Source organism: Devosia salina, assembly GCF_019504385.1.
GTDB classification, from domain to species: Bacteria; Pseudomonadota; Alphaproteobacteria; order Rhizobiales; family Devosiaceae; genus Devosia; species Devosia salina.
The window spans coordinates 3,202,274-3,216,015 of record NZ_CP080590.1 but is presented as its reverse complement, the minus strand read 5'-3'; the positions used below and the strand labels follow the sequence as shown (position 1 = coordinate 3,216,015).

At 58.2% G+C, this 13,742-nt stretch carries 13 protein-coding genes; 6 read left to right on the top strand and 7 right to left on the bottom strand.

Features of this window, described 5'->3' with window-relative positions:
* Positions 1 to 2: 2 nt before the first annotated feature.
* Positions 3 to 374 (top strand): hypothetical protein, encoded by a 372-nt coding sequence (locus K1X15_RS15740; RefSeq protein WP_220304549.1) that lies wholly within the window; start codon positions 3 to 5, stop codon positions 372 to 374.
* A gap of 559 nt (positions 375 to 933) precedes the next feature.
* Here the strand turns inward: K1X15_RS15740 and K1X15_RS15735 are convergent.
* The gene (locus K1X15_RS15735; RefSeq protein ID WP_220304548.1) at positions 934 to 1,320 is read right to left on the bottom strand and encodes a YkvA family protein; all 387 of its coding nucleotides are present in this window, start codon (positions 1,318 to 1,320) and stop codon (positions 934 to 936) included.
* A gap of 384 nt (positions 1,321 to 1,704) precedes the next feature.
* On the opposite strand from K1X15_RS15735, the gene K1X15_RS15730 reads away from it, so the two are divergent.
* From K1X15_RS15730 to K1X15_RS15720, 3 genes are read left to right on the top strand one after another with little or no spacing between them, the layout of a single operon-like run.
* Positions 1,705 to 2,262 (top strand): hypothetical protein, encoded by a 558-nt coding sequence (locus K1X15_RS15730; protein WP_220304547.1) that lies wholly within the window; start codon positions 1,705 to 1,707, stop codon positions 2,260 to 2,262.
* Positions 2,262 to 2,924: a response regulator transcription factor gene (locus tag K1X15_RS15725; RefSeq protein ID WP_220304546.1), complete on the top strand. Its 663-nt coding sequence runs from the start codon at positions 2,262 to 2,264 to the stop codon at positions 2,922 to 2,924. Before K1X15_RS15730 ends, K1X15_RS15725 begins: the two co-directional genes overlap by 1 nt.
* On the top strand, positions 2,921 to 4,255 hold the full coding sequence (locus tag K1X15_RS15720) for a sensor histidine kinase (protein ID WP_220304545.1): 1,335 nt from the start codon (positions 2,921 to 2,923) through the stop codon (positions 4,253 to 4,255). Before K1X15_RS15725 ends, K1X15_RS15720 begins: the two co-directional genes overlap by 4 nt.
* 166 nt (positions 4,256 to 4,421) lie before the next feature.
* Here K1X15_RS15720 and K1X15_RS15715 read toward each other — a convergent pair whose 3' ends face one another.
* The 5 genes from K1X15_RS15715 to K1X15_RS15695 form a co-directional block, all read right to left on the bottom strand.
* Positions 4,422 to 4,859, bottom strand: a complete 438-nt coding sequence (locus K1X15_RS15715) for a hypothetical protein (protein WP_220304544.1) — start codon at positions 4,857 to 4,859, stop codon at positions 4,422 to 4,424.
* 533 nt (positions 4,860 to 5,392) lie between these two features.
* On the bottom strand, positions 5,393 to 5,956 hold the full coding sequence (locus K1X15_RS15710) for a FecR domain-containing protein (protein ID WP_220304543.1): 564 nt from the start codon (positions 5,954 to 5,956) through the stop codon (positions 5,393 to 5,395).
* A 41-nt stretch (positions 5,957 to 5,997) separates the two neighbouring features.
* Positions 5,998 to 7,151, bottom strand: a protein-coding gene (locus K1X15_RS15705) for an IS3 family transposase (protein WP_220303547.1) whose coding sequence is annotated in 2 segments (ribosomal slippage) — positions 5,998 to 6,876 and positions 6,879 to 7,151 — 1,152 coding nt in all. Because the reading frame shifts where the segments join, the coding sequence is not laid out codon by codon here.
* Between the two features lie 49 nt (positions 7,152 to 7,200).
* A complete protein-coding gene (locus K1X15_RS15700; RefSeq protein ID WP_220304542.1) occupies positions 7,201 to 7,503 on the bottom strand; it encodes a FecR family protein in 303 nt (100 codons plus the stop codon).
* 266 nt (positions 7,504 to 7,769) lie between these two features.
* On the bottom strand, positions 7,770 to 8,135 hold the full coding sequence (locus K1X15_RS15695; protein WP_220304541.1) for a hypothetical protein: 366 nt from the start codon (positions 8,133 to 8,135) through the stop codon (positions 7,770 to 7,772).
* 1,413 nt (positions 8,136 to 9,548) lie between these two features.
* On the opposite strand from K1X15_RS15695, the gene K1X15_RS15690 reads away from it, so the two are divergent.
* A complete protein-coding gene (locus tag K1X15_RS15690; RefSeq protein WP_220304540.1) occupies positions 9,549 to 10,085 on the top strand; it encodes a dihydrofolate reductase family protein in 537 nt (178 codons plus the stop codon).
* A gap of 601 nt (positions 10,086 to 10,686) precedes the next feature.
* On the opposite strand, the gene K1X15_RS15685 is transcribed toward K1X15_RS15690, so the two are convergent.
* Positions 10,687 to 11,217, bottom strand: coding sequence for a hypothetical protein (locus K1X15_RS15685; protein WP_220304539.1), 531 nt, complete (start codon positions 11,215 to 11,217; stop codon positions 10,687 to 10,689).
* Positions 11,218 to 11,651: 434 nt separating this feature from the next.
* On the opposite strand from K1X15_RS15685, the gene K1X15_RS15680 reads away from it, so the two are divergent.
* A protein-coding gene (locus K1X15_RS15680; RefSeq protein ID WP_420828343.1) for an IS3 family transposase occupies positions 11,652 to 12,892 on the top strand; the annotation gives its coding sequence in 2 pieces (ribosomal slippage) (positions 11,652 to 12,012 and positions 12,012 to 12,892; 1,242 coding nt in all).
* The last annotated feature ends 850 nt before the right edge of the window (positions 12,893 to 13,742 follow it).

Genomic DNA, 13,742 nt, shown 5'->3' with positions numbered 1-13,742 from the left:
CGATGGATGATAGACATTCTCCCCGGCAGATGATCGGCACTTACGTCTTTCTGATCACCGGCCCCATCCTATGGGCAATCAACCTGACATTGATCTATGGCGCTCAGTCCTCGCTATGCGCCTTTGCTGCATGGCCTGCGGGGACGATCAAGGTGCTGGTGGGCGCCATCAGTATCCTTCTCGTGGGATGTGCGGGGGCGGCGATGCTGTGGCCCGAAATTGTGCTCCGTGCGCTGGCCGCCACGTCGCCTCCAGAAGACCAATGGCCCTTCCTCAAAGGGGCAATGCGGCTGCTGACCGGTTTGTCGGCGCTCGCCATGACATATTTTGCACTGGCGGCACTTTTCGTATCCGGTTGCGACGCCCTCCGTTGACGACAGATTCGTCGCTTCAACTATGCTCAGCTTCCAATTGAACGCGATCGCTTTGGCCTAACCCTCGTGGGGGACACTCAGGGAACATTCGCCAATAGTTCGGTGACCGCTCTCCTCCCGCACCTCGTCGAGGTACCTCTCGAGTTTCAGCGCATCGCGCTACAAGGCCACCACGTCAAACCGACTTGGGATAGTGTCCTGTAGTTCATTACCGCCGAAACCTTCGACGCGGACGTCCTAACTACATACTTGGGGACCGAAAAGGCTAAAGCCACGCTTGCACAGCAGCCGATCCCCGCGGGGGACTCTGCCCTGCGCCTACGTCAATTCGTCGTGGGTAACGACGCTTTCGACCTCGATACTAATCGCACCTACGTCAAGCAGTTGCCGAACCACGCAAGGGCTTCCAGAGTGTGGACGCTAGAAAAACCAAGGTCGTCATCGAAGAGCGGAAGGTCCCATTCAACCCGGCCATCGATCGATCTGTCATCTGGATCTGGCCAGGCCGGCTGCGGACTGGACCATGAGTGCTGCTCAGACCACCTTGGGTAGCCCTGAACTAAGCCAGCACCTTCCAAGCCCACCAAGCACTCAGGGCAGCGCCAAGCACCCAGATGAACACCACGACGGCCAGCCCCACCCGGCTAATAGGTTTGCCCTCTCGCTTGCTTGCTTCAAGCCGGAAATCGCTCATGAGTGGTACGGGGATAAGCTTGACCGCCAGCAAAATGCCGAGCGGAACGATCAAGAGGTCGTCAAGGTAGCCCAGGACCGGGACAAAGTCGGGGATGAGGTCAACAGGCGACAGTGCATAGGCGGCGACACACGCCGCAGCGACCTTGGCGATAACTGGCGTGCGCAGATCTCTTGCCGCAATCCACAGTGCGACGACGTCACGCTTGACACCTCGGGCCCAACTCTTTGCTCGACCAATAAAGCTGCTCATGCTTGCATTCTAGCAGAAGACCCACGACCGCAAGGCAGGGACGAATTTTCCACGGGAAAGCAATATAGCATGGACAGATGAGGCCGCGCCGCGAAGAATCGCAGGGCTTGGCAATGGCTCCGCTTGCCCTCAGAACGCGTATCGCGCTCACGCTGCGGGACACACTCCGGCATATCCTTCTGATCCCGGTCGAATGCCCGATTGGAAAACAAAGGCCCCTAGCTCACAGACCGCGGGGGGCAAGCGTCTGAAAGCCAGGGGTTCCTTGAAGGTCAACCGGTTCAATGGACCGTCAACGCTACAATCATAGCACTGACCGGCTGATGGATCAGTTGGTTTGGCTGTAAGGTTTTCGTCAGCTTGAAGCGGGTAAGATGGTGAGCCATGTTTATTCGTCTCTTGCTCGCATTACTGCTGATGGCCGCCTTAGTTGCGCCAAGCGCTGCTCAGGGCAAAGGACAGGGTGGCAGCAGCGCACAAAGAGCCGGCGCCGCCGTGAACTCACAGAGCGGTGGCGGTGGCGAAGGAGCGCCGAGCCGTAACGGCGATGCGCACGGCCCCCCGGATAGGGCCGCAGATAACAGTCATCAGAGCAATCGCAATTCCAACCATGGCGGCGCCACCTCCTCAGGCAACGACAGCGCAGCGGATGCTGACAACGACGGTGGTGGCGAGAAGGCACATGGAGGCAGCACCCCCCTCTCCGGCGCCGTCTCCTTGAACACGGACGAGGCGCTGGTTTTGGTGCAAACACATCAAGCTTTGCCCCTCTCCGAACTGACCGAAATCGTCCACCAGCGTTCCGGGGCAGAGATGGTCGACGCAGAGCTCCTCAAGGTGGGCCAGATACTGGTCTACGCCATCAAGGTGATTGATCAGGCCGAACGCCTCTCGGTCCAATATTACTATGCACGCTCCGGGCGCTATATAGGGAGCGAGTGATGCGCATTCTTGTGTGCGAAGACGACGATCAAATTGCCGAGACATTGACGATCGCATTGAGCAAGTCAGGTTTTGGTGTCGAGCGCGAGAAGGAGGGGGAAGGCGCCCTGTTCCGCGGTGAGACGGAAAACTTCGACGCTGTCGTGCTTGACCTGGGACTTCCCCAAATGGACGGTCTCACCGTCTTAAAACGGTGGCGAAGGGCCAAGCGTCTGATGCCGGTGCTCATCCTCACTGCCCGAGGCCAATGGGAGGAGCGCGTAGAAGGCATCGAAGCAGGCGCTGACGACTATGTGGTCAAACCCTTTCATATCATGGAGATCGTTGCACGGCTGCGGGCATTGATCAGACGCAGCGGTGGACTGGCCTCTTCGAGGGAAGAATTCGGACCTTACGAGCTCGACACTCGCACCATGCAGGTGACGAAAGACGGCCTACCGCTGGACCTCAGCCCGCAGGAGTTCAAGCTCGTTTCATACCTGTTGCACAATCGCGGTCGCGTCGTGACGCAACTTGAAATCACTGAGCACCTGTACCGCCAGGACTACGAGCGGGACTCCAATGCCGTGGAGGTTCTGGTTGCAAGGGTTCGGAAGCGCCTTGGACGCGATGTTGTCAAAACACGCCGCGGCTTTGGCTATACGTTGGGCGACGGCTTTTGAAGCTTCATTCGATCAAACTTCGCTTGATGGCCCTGTCTGCCATCTGGGTGATCGGATCGCTCGCTGCGTCAGCCATCGTATTGCAGTATCTGTTTGTCTCGAGCCTTGAACGCGACGTACGCCAGGACCTTGAGGCTGCCCTGACCCGTCTTGTTGCCCTGCTCGACGAGGACGCGCCGCAGAACGGCCTCTCCGGTCCGCTGCCCGATCCCCGATACGAAACACCGCTCGGCGGGCGCTATTGGCAAATAGAGGTGCCGGAGAATCAGGCTTTGCTCCGCTCGCGCTCACTATGGGACACGGTTCTTCCCGTCACCTCCAACCAAGCTACGACGGGTCATTTCGAGCACGGGGACGAGTGGCACATCATCTATGTGGCCCGGACAATCGCAACCGGTGGGCAGTCCGTGCGACTGACTGTCGGTGAAGATCATGGTCCAATACACGAAGCAGCCAGACTGTTCCTGTGGGACACCGCGCGACTGTTCGCGCTTTTGGGCGCCTTTATTCTTATCGCCGCTTGGTTCCAGCTTCGCCTTGGTCTCGTCCCGCTCGACAAGTTAAGGACGGCCGTGGACGCGGTGAGGCAAGGGCAAAATTCTCGCCTCTTGGGCCGGTTTCCCACCGAAGTGCGGCCGCTGGCGAACGAAGTGAATGCTCTCCTTGAGGAACGTGAGGCCAATATGGAAAGGGCGCGTCAGCGCGCTTCCGACCTTGCCCATGGCCTCAAGACTCCGCTGGCGGCGCTGCACGGTATCGCGGTCCGCGTGCGCGAGAAGGGTAACGAAAGGGACGCCGATCTGATCGATGATCTGGCTTTTGAAATGTCAAAGCGCGTGGACTATCAGATGCGCCTGACGACCTTGCGCCTGCGCAAGAGCGAACACCGCGAAAGCACGTCGCTCAACAACGCCGTACTACGGACAATTGCGGTGCTCAAGAAAACCGGAAGAGGCGAAGCACTGCACTGGCTGGCAGATCTGTCCCAGGACCACCAGGTCGACATTCACCGACAGGACCTGATGGAACTGATCGGCATCACTCTTGAAAATGCCGCCAAATGGGCTTCGACACGGGTCACCGTTCGCAGCACAGTCATTGGCGCCAACGCCACGATCGAAATTTCGGATGACGGTCCCGGCGTTCCCGAAGAGCGACTTCCTCAACTGGGCCGGCGCGGCCAGCGGCTGGACGAGGCCACTTCAGGCAGCGGCTTAGGCTTGGCTATCGCAAGTGAGATTCTTGCACTCAACTCTGGACGCATCGAGTTCCGACGCGGCGACACGGGGGGACTCGTCGTTGCACTCACTTTGCCGCTTGCGCCTCATTAGCGGCGCGGTGGTCTTCCTGGGAGAACTGTTCGTCACGTGTGGGGAACAGCAAGGCGATCCCAGCAGTGCAACCGAGCAGCCAGAAACCAGCGAAAATCAGTAGCGAGAGCATTTGTTTCCTCCAATCTATGGAGGGCCCCGGCTGCGGGAGCGGGGCCCTCAATGGCTAGTCGCTAGTTTCGCTCTCAGCATCAGCATTCTTCTTCATCTGCCCAGGTGCATGGTCCTTGGCATCACCCTCCTGCTGACCCGGTGCGAAATCCTTTGCCGGACCATCTTGCTGACCGGGAGCGAATTCACGGGCGCTGTTTGTGCCGACACCATCGTCCGCTTCGCCGCTCTCGATGGCAGCAAGCAGTTCCGTGGTCGCGGCGATGGCCACACAGCTGTCTTCCAAGCTGGCAAGCTCCACGCCGCAGACTGCGGCCGCCAAGTCGGCAGAGACCTCAATGGTCTCGGGAACGTCCTCGATGTCGACATTGAGCTGGGTCGCCAGATCCGCGTTAATCCCGGACAAATCCACCGTAACAAGCCCGTCCTGGGCAAGTGCCAGGGTTGAGGTGGACATCAAAGCGGCGAAGGCAAATAGAGAAAGTGTGCGCATTGGTTTGTTCCTTTGTTGCTAGCCCCACTCACAAACGGCAGCGAGCCCCAAAGGTTGCAGCTAAGCCATTGATCTATATATTATATCTTCCCATCGCAGGCTGTAATCTTATCGTCAGCTAAGGGGTCCAGCTCACGCCCACGGCTCTCGGACGACGGGGGAAAGATGGTCATCTGATCCCGGGCGTGTTGCCGATCGGCAGGTTCCGGTACCGCCTAATCTGTTTGCAGCATGCGTTCAGCATCAGCATCCGTCGCGAGAACGCGTTCAACTGTTCAAGAAGTGTGAATGGCACCGAGTCCACTGCGATGTGGGAGATGATGGCTCTTCAGTTCCGGCCCCTCGGTCTGGAAGGAACAAGCTCGAGGTGTGGAGTCGGAACCGCGCCTGCCGACTCAGTTTGCGGCCCTCGGCCGCGAACCTGGTCTGTCAGGTCATATTCGACCCCGACCGCGCCATGGGGTGAAGACTGCGCCTTCGACACCAACGCGCGGCATAAGCCGCGACTGGACCATTACGGCGTTGCGCATCCGTCAGGGACGCCCGTGCCCGTTGCCGCCCTGCCCGGCCGACTGACGATTATCGACGCCGCTGTTTTGACTTGCAGCCGCACCTGCACCAGCTGCCGCCGCGTCGCTTCTGTTGTTGGCGCCCGCCGCGCTCCGCTCTGAGCGATTTTCTTGCGCAGCATTGACATTGGCAGGGTTGTCGATGCCATTGCCCCGCGCGCTCTCCGGCAATTCCCGATTGGCCTGGCGCTCAAGTGCCATTTCTCTGGCAGAGGCCGCAACGGCCCTTCCATCCACCATGTAAACGACGTCGTCTGCCCCGTCCCCGGAAACCTTTACTGGTCGCAATTGGCTGGCCGCCGCACTCTGACCCGGTTGAACATCCACCGTCGTATTGGTCACAAAGTCGCGCACCTCGACCACGCCTTCATCCACATCGACCTGCGTCAAACCATTGCGGTAGGTCACGGTGAACTGGGTCCCTTTGACAATAGCGGCCAATACCGGTGTCTGTACCGAGAAGTGCTGCACGTTGCGCTTTTCGGCTTCGACACTCACGGTGCCCCAGACCTGGACGATCCGCGTCATCCTGAGCTACTCCCCAATCGTTGGACAGCTTTTGGCGTAAATTAAGCTACTCGTTGCACCTGCTGGTCGGGTTGGTTTTGGTCAATGCGCTGCCAATAGATCACGGCAGGCGGTTTTCCGCCAAGGGCGGAATGAGGGCGTCGGTTATTATAGAAGTCCACCCATTCGCGGACGCCGGCGCGGGCCTGTGACCCGGTCTCCCAGGCGTGCAGGTAGACGCATTCGTATTTGAGGGTTCTCCAGAGCCGCTCGACAAAGATGTTGTCGAGGAACCGGCCCTTGCCATCCATGGAGATGCGCACCCCCATTCGTCGCAACCGATCGGTCCAGGCAAAGGACGTGAACTGGCTCCCCTGATCGGTGTTCATGATCTCGGGCGGACCGAACTTGTGGACCGCCTCGTTCAACGCCTCGATGCAGAAGTCTGCCTCCAGCGTGTTCGAGATGCGCCATGCCAAGACCTTGCGGGTGTGCCAGTCCATGATGGCCACCAGGTAGAGAAAGCCCCGGCGCATCGGTAAATACGTGATATCCGCAGCCCAGGCCTGGTTCGGGCGCTCCACCCTCAACCCCTTCAGAAGATAGGGCCAGATCTTGTGCCCCTTGGCTGGTCTCGAGGTATTGGGCTTCTGATAAATCGGCATCAGGCCCATGAGCCGCATCAGCCGACGCACGCGCTTCTCGTTTATCACGTGACCTTCATTGCGCAGGTGCCAGGTCATCTGCCGGACTCCGAAGAAGGGCGTTTCCAGGAATTGCCCATCGATCCTGCGCATCAGGGCAAGGTTGATCTCGGTCTCGCCTTTCGGCGTGTAGTAGAACGAAGAGCGCGCGATCGACAGCAGCGTGCACTGTTTGCCAATTGAGAGCACGGGGTGATCAGGTTCTATCATCCCTCGCCTCACTTCCCGCCCCAAGGCTTGAGCTTTCTGGACAAAAAATCGTTGGCGACGGCCAGCTCTCCGATCTTGGCATGCAGATCCTTGACCTGTTCATCGTCAATCTCAGGCCTTTTGCGCCCGCCGCGCTCGAACACACCCGATGCCCCTTCGAGCAACGCCCGTTTCCATTGGTGGATCATCGTGGGGTGAATTCCGAACCGGCTCGCCAATTCCGATACCGTCTCTTCGCCCTTCAATGCTTCCAGGGCGACCTTCGCCTTGAACTCGGGCGAATGCTGCTTGCGTTTCGACATCTCTGATCTCCATCGTCGAAGACCAGCAGACAACAATTCCTAGCTTACGTCAGCGTCCCATTTTCGGGGAGTAGCTCATCCGCCGCGTCTCGGCCTGATGGATGACGATTTCGGTATTGCCGCCAAGCGAGATGGTTTCTTCGCCCCGTTGGAGCTCCACCCGGCCGCCGCCTTCGGTGCGAATTTTTGACGCGTCCGGGACACTGTCTCCGCGAGCCAATGGGGACCAGGAACCATTGGCGAACTTTTCCACGTTGCCGTGCAGGCGAGCGGCGACCCAATCCTCGGCCATTGCCGGCAGGACCGTGGAGACCAAGAGTCCAGCAAAAAGAGCGGCGGCGATTTTGTGCACGGGTTCCTCCCCACTAGGTAAAACCGCATACAGCCAGCGCCCTTGAACCTTTCCAGAGTGTTTATGACGAGGGAGTGAGCTCGGAACGTTGGGAACGTCACCGACAAAGTCCTCACGGTTTCTATTGAATTTGCAGAAAATGCTCCGCGCAATGGAAGCTCCGGCAGCTCGCAACGAGTGCCGGGGCGATGACTGAAGATGGGGGCAATCTGCAGCGTCCGAACATAACTGTTTATCTGACCCTGCAGTTCCGCGGGATGTGGAGGCTACTTCTTGCCGTTTCCATGTCCGCTACCATGGCTCCCGCCATCGCTGTCATTGTCACCGTGTCGGGAGTGTGCCTCCTCGACAGCGCCACCACTGCGCTCATTGGCGTGGGCTAGAGCGGCTTCCCGATTGCTGCCTGGCAGCTTCGCCGCAGCTGAAACCGAATTGCCGCCGGCAGCATCGTCATCTGCCTCGCCCACGTCCTCAACCTCCTCTTCGACTTCGCATCCGTCGACCGGCTCAATGCCAAACGCCTCGAAAAGAGTGGTCGGCTCGCATTCAACCGGCGTTTCAACCTCCTGAGCGATTGTGGTGGTGGATGCCAGTCCCAGCAGAGCGAGAGCGACGATGGAAATGCGGATCACGATAACCTCCGAATTGGACGGCCCGAACTTGACCAACACCCCCTAACAGTTCACCAGAAAGCTTGTTCAAATGCTGACAAACTGCGATGAAACCCCCTGGGTCGAGGGGAGCACAGCACTGGCCCTTAGCCGGATCGGACCATCCTCCCCGGCCTCAGCGCTGCACTCTTCTCCAAGACTGACAGGGTCCACCTGACAGCATGCTTACAGGTCATGCCTTGCGCTTCGCTGGTCCTTCTGGCGCAGCTTGGAGCGAATGCGGCAGTCGAGACCGGAGCGATACGCGAATCTGCGCCGACGAAATCAGAACCTCCCACCTGCAGTTTCCGATCATGAACGTGCTCTGGAAATCGTGCCGCTTCTCACGTCCTTCATGGATGGTTTCAATCGGCAATGAACGGTGCGTGGAGACCGTGCCGACATGTCTTATTGAAATGACATGCCCATAGCGTCTCAATATGCTCTGTTCAATCGCTGCCCGATCCATGGCATCAGCGATGACAGTCAATTGCCCCAAAATAAGAGGTTCAAGCTGCCGCCACGTAACCGAAAGGTGGCGACGATGACGCACAGCGTATTTCGTGAGATTACATGCCCGACTTGTGGGGCCGCAAATGCCGTTCACACGGCCAATCTTCCTGAAGGCACGCCTCTTCACTGTTCGAAATGCCTTTTGCCGCTGGCGTTTTGGGGAACTTGCGAAGGAAAAAGCGCTTTCCTGACATCACCGGTACAACAGCGGTTGGCGAGACCCGAGGCGAATTGGCCAAAGTCTTTGCTCCGACTAATTTCTCAGACTGCAAATATCGTCGCACGGCCATTCTGGTCGACTGCCCGACGCTGGTGACCCGTGCAGGGCCCCTGTCGTCGGTCCGGAGCGGCGAGCTAATGATCCTTCCGGCACCGGAAACGGCACTTCTCACCGCCTTCGATACCTCGTTCAACGCATGAGCAAGGCCGCCGGATCGCCATCGACGGGATGACGCGTCGACCTACGTCTTCTGGTACGGGGCCGCGCTGGTCTCGTCATTCTGCTGCCAATTGTGGGGCGCGACGAAATCGCTCGGGACTGATGGTCGAACGTGCGCAGTTGAATGATATCGCGGAGCAGTTTCTGGCCGTGGCGCTGCAGTGGCGCCTTCCAAACTCCTGGCGATAGAGGTCCGGACCTGGGCAAGCGCAGAACAGTTGGAAGGGTCTCGTTTCGGGCAGATGCAGACGGACCGCCTTTCGGGGGGTGGGGGGACAGGTCGGCCGAAAGGCAAAAAGGGGCGTGGCCGACCGGCCGGTTCCATCTTGAGAGGAGACAGCAGCAAGCCACCCCAACGTCGCACGACACGGGCGCCAACCTTGCCGCCACTACCTGACAAGAGGAAGGTGTAGCGGCATGGCCTTCAACAATCGAGGTCGGTGATGCCCAAAGGACATGTGTTTATCGGAGCAAGCGTGGATGGTTTTATCGCACGACAGGGTGGCGATATCTCTTGGCTCACCCAATTCTCGAACCTTGGTGAAGACCACGGGTATGATGCTCACATGGCCAGGGTTGACGGCATCATCATGGGGCGCGGAACATTCGAGGCCGTCAAAGACATCGAGCCATGGTTCTACGAAAAGACGGTGCTGGTGCTGAGCCGCACACTGGCGAGTTCTGATGTTCCACGATCGCTTCGAAGCAGGGTGGAAATCGTCAATGCTTCGCCTAACGAAGCGATGATGATCGCCGAGGAGCGTGGTTGGCGTGGCGTCTATATCGACGGCGGCGCCGTTATCCAGTCTTTCCTTCGCGCCGGTCTGATCGAGGACATGATAATCAGCCGCGTCCCTGTACTGATCGGACAAGGGTTACCCTTATTTGGCGCTCTCGACGCTGATGTCGGACTCGAGCATCTCGGAACCACGATCTTCCCGTCTGGACTGGTGCAGTCGCATTATCGAGTCAAGAGATGACTAAGGACCTAGCGGCGCGAGAAAGCGGCAAATGGAAGCAGCACGAGCCGTCCAGCAACTATTCACCGGTCAGGTATGTAGACGACGCGCCTTATGGTCGTAGCAGCTCAAACATTGCCTCTGGCACGGCAGGCCAGAGGTCTGATTGTCTAGATTCTCACCTCAAGAGCGCTAGGCGGCTTACCCCCAATTCAGCGCCCCTAATAATGCGGATCGGCGGCTTTTAGGACGTCACGAAAGCTCACTGAATGTCTGGAACGGGGCGCGTTTCGGAAGGACTGCTCCAGGTGGGGTAGTCGGTTTGTCACCGTGAAAACTATCCTTTGCGGGACGCTGTAATCAAGTTCGCGGCGGCCATAAGCTATATGCTCACTAGATCTCGCACGGATTCATTTGTACCTATCGGCCTTTGGTAGCGAGAGTGCCTGCGGCGCTCTCGCTCCTCTTGTGCATTACGTATTTGTATTTTCTCATTTCTCATTTTCTATCTCCATAGAACAAGACTGCTTCTCATTTTGAGAGGCAGTTTGGGTAGGCTCAGCTTTGGCGCTGGCTACTAGCCGTCCTCGCTTCGCGAGCGACGCCTTTGCGGTTCCAGAGACTATGGCCGCCAAAATTCGTCAGGCGGTATAAAGTTCTCATAGTTTAGACTATCTGTGATTGACTTTCCAATATATCTTGCTACGCCAATTTCATTAAAAACAGGCTTGACATCAATGTCCCCGGAGGCAACCAGATATTTCCAGATGCCTTCCGCGCGGTTATCGAATATTTTGGCTTGGCGTTCTCTTTCTGCCTGATCCACATTGAAGAAGTGCACCAAACCATGGAAGTGCGGATTGGTGCGTGGCAACTCCATCATGTACATATTGAACATGCGATAGTCGTGAAGCTTGGCCCAATTTCGGCCAATAAGGCATCGGTTCATTCGCCCGTCCCACTCTTTGAGCTTATCCCTTCGGCTCGCAATTTCCGACTCTGTTACATCTCCCAGACGATTCAGTTTCGCCGGCTCATTGAACGATAAGGTGATGTATCTGTCCCATTGCCGCTCGATCGTCCATCGTAGCCATGCGTCTTTAGTGGCCGCAGGATCGATGAGAGCTGGGCGACGATGTTCTATTCGCTTCATTCGCCTGCTCTGTGGTTGAAGGTACACAAGCTGGTGTCTGAGGCACGAAAACCGCGTTCACTAGAGTTTGGAATAGAGAAGTATTGTTGGTTCGGCATGGGTCTCGCTCGGTTTGAAATGGCCCTATAGCGATCCAGAAAAAGGGATGCCTTTGTTGTCAGCACTTTTTTCGATCAAGGAGGGCTGCGGGAGCCAAGAACTGCTTTGAGGGCCTTACGGGCAAGGGCCGAAGCGGATGCTGGTGAGGTGAACCACCCGGCTCCTGTCCACCTCCGTCGAAGGCACCTAGAGCAGACCGAACCTTCCGCGCTTAGGCCGAGGTAGGAAAAGGCCACTGCGTAATCGCTGGCGCGCTCTTTCTTGTTTGCCGGAGTGGAGCGCACCCCATTTTGACCGGACAGCCGGCATAGCCGATAAGGCATAGGCATGCGCCTATGAGTACGACTATGTCCAAGAGTTCTGACGAGCCGTTTCGACGGGTCGAAGTCATCACCTCCGTGCAGCGCCGCCGGCGCTGGTCAGTGGCCGAGAAGGTTCGGTTGGTGGAGGAAGCCATGCAGCCGGGTATGAGCGTTTCCTACGTGGCACGCCGCGCCGGCATTTCTCCCTCCCAGCTCTTCGCCTGGAAGCGCCGCATGCTTGAGGGCGGTCACGCAGCCGTTCAGGCCGATGAAGATGTTGTTGGCGCCTCCCAGGTGCGCGATCTGGAAAAGCGCGTGCGTGACCTCGAGCGCATGCTCGGCAAGAAGACCATGGAAGCCGAGATCTTGAGGGAGGCCCTGGATCTCGCCCGCCCAAAAAAACGGACCTCGCCCTTGCTGTCGTGGAGCAATCCCGAGGACGATACCCAATGAGCGTTATTGCCCGCACTCTGGGCGTCTCCAGGTCCAACCTCATCGAGCGCGCCAGCAAGCCATCCAAGCCGCGCGGACCTTATCGGAAGGCCGATGATGTGGCTCTTCTTGCCGAACTGCGCCCGATCATCGACCAGCGACCCACCTATGGCTATCGCCGCGTGACGGCATTGCTCAACAGGCAGCGGCGCAAGGAGGGCAAGCTCACCGTCAACACCAAGCGTGTCCTCAGGGTCATGCAGCAGAACGGGCTTACCCTTCAAAAGCATACCGCTCTGCGGCCCACGCGGACCCACGACGGCGTCGTCGTTGCCCTGCGATCCAACATCCGCTGGTGCTCCGATCATCTGGAGATCCATGCCCGCAATGACGAGGTGGTGCGCATCGTCTTCGTCATCGACGCCTGTGACCGGGAGATTATCGCCTGGTCGGCGGTCGCCAATGCTGGCATCTCCGGCGAGATGGTCTGTGATCTGATGATCGCTGCCGTCGAACGCCGCTTCCAGGCCCTCAGGGTCCCGCACCGGCTCGAATGGCTCTCGGACAATGGCAGCGCCTATATCGCCAGGCAGACCGCGCAAGTGGCCGCCGCTCTGGGCATCGAGCTGCTCTTCACCCCGGTTCGAAGCCCGCAGAGCAACGGCATGTCAGAAGCCTTCGTCAAAACTCTGAAAAGGGACTACGCCTCAACCGTCATCCTTCCAGACGCCGAGACCATCCTGGCCTTGCTGCCCGAATGGATCGACGATTACTGTGAGGTCCACCCGCACTCCGGGCTCAAGTATCGCTCACCACGCGAGTTCCTGCGCCTCAGTGCCTAAACCCAACCGCCAGCTGTCCGGCGAAATGGGGTCCACTCCACGGAGGACGCGGAGCGTGTTCGTTCCCGTCCTCATTTCCATATATGTATCTATTATTCTAGATGATTATACATTTTAGGAAATGCGGACGTTTGTGACCGGTTTGGCCTGACGTTCTCCGGACCGCGGCGCTCTCGATTTCCTGGAACACTCGCCTAGCCCGTTGAAGGCGTGTCCGTGTGCACGGTTCGGCCCAGAAGTTCGGCCCTTGGTGAGAGGCAAAATTAGGGTCTTTAATCCACAGCGCCGGCTTTGTCGCCGCCCGCACAAGCACCGAACAGCATGTCGCCGAGTACTGGCACAACGTCCTTGGTCTCGGCCTGCTATCCATCCAGCGCGATGAAATGGGCCGTCTTCGGATCTGGCAGTTCTCCAGTCAGAAAGTGGTTAGCCCCAGGTTGAAAAGTACCAGCCACATCTGCGGCCAAAATTGTCGCTGCTTTGACATCAATCCTGTCGAGGCCCGGCCTTACTGTCTGAGGATCAACACGGGCGCTCCCTGGCTGGATGTTCAACAGTCTGACGCATGTTTTGTCGTCGCATGTAGCAACAGCGCTCAGCGAGCTTCTAAACAGTCGGGCCGAGTGTAGGCGTCGGCCTGATTTGCAGAAAGCTGTAGTTGCTGGTTTCCAGAAAAACGCAATTCCCGCCAATCTTGCCAACTTGGTGTTAGCATCACCGCAAGTATAGATGCGGTGATGCTTCAAAATAGCCTATGTCGACCTGCCTCTTCCCGTTTCGCAGGCGGATGTCACGACTTATCACCGCATGCCAGTTTGCGGTGGTGTTTACACCAAGTTGACAGACCACC

What these genes read in the sequence shown, in the direction of transcription:
- K1X15_RS15740 (WP_220304549.1), top strand. Translation starts at nt 3, where the DNA reads ATGGATGATAGACATTCTCCCCGGCAGATGATCGGCACTTACGTCTTT.
- K1X15_RS15735 (WP_220304548.1), bottom strand. Translation starts at nt 1,320, where the DNA reads ATGAGCAGCTTTATTGGTCGAGCAAAGAGTTGGGCCCGAGGTGTCAAG.
- K1X15_RS15730 (WP_220304547.1), top strand. Translation starts at nt 1,705, where the DNA reads ATGTTTATTCGTCTCTTGCTCGCATTACTGCTGATGGCCGCCTTAGTT.
- K1X15_RS15725 (WP_220304546.1), top strand. Translation starts at nt 2,262, where the DNA reads ATGCGCATTCTTGTGTGCGAAGACGACGATCAAATTGCCGAGACATTG.
- K1X15_RS15715 (WP_220304544.1), bottom strand. Translation starts at nt 4,859, where the DNA reads ATGCGCACACTTTCTCTATTTGCCTTCGCCGCTTTGATGTCCACCTCA.
- K1X15_RS15710 (WP_220304543.1), bottom strand. Translation starts at nt 5,956, where the DNA reads ATGACGCGGATCGTCCAGGTCTGGGGCACCGTGAGTGTCGAAGCCGAA.
- K1X15_RS15690 (WP_220304540.1), top strand. Translation starts at nt 9,549, where the DNA reads ATGCCCAAAGGACATGTGTTTATCGGAGCAAGCGTGGATGGTTTTATC.
- K1X15_RS15685 (WP_220304539.1), bottom strand. Translation starts at nt 11,217, where the DNA reads ATGAAGCGAATAGAACATCGTCGCCCAGCTCTCATCGATCCTGCGGCC.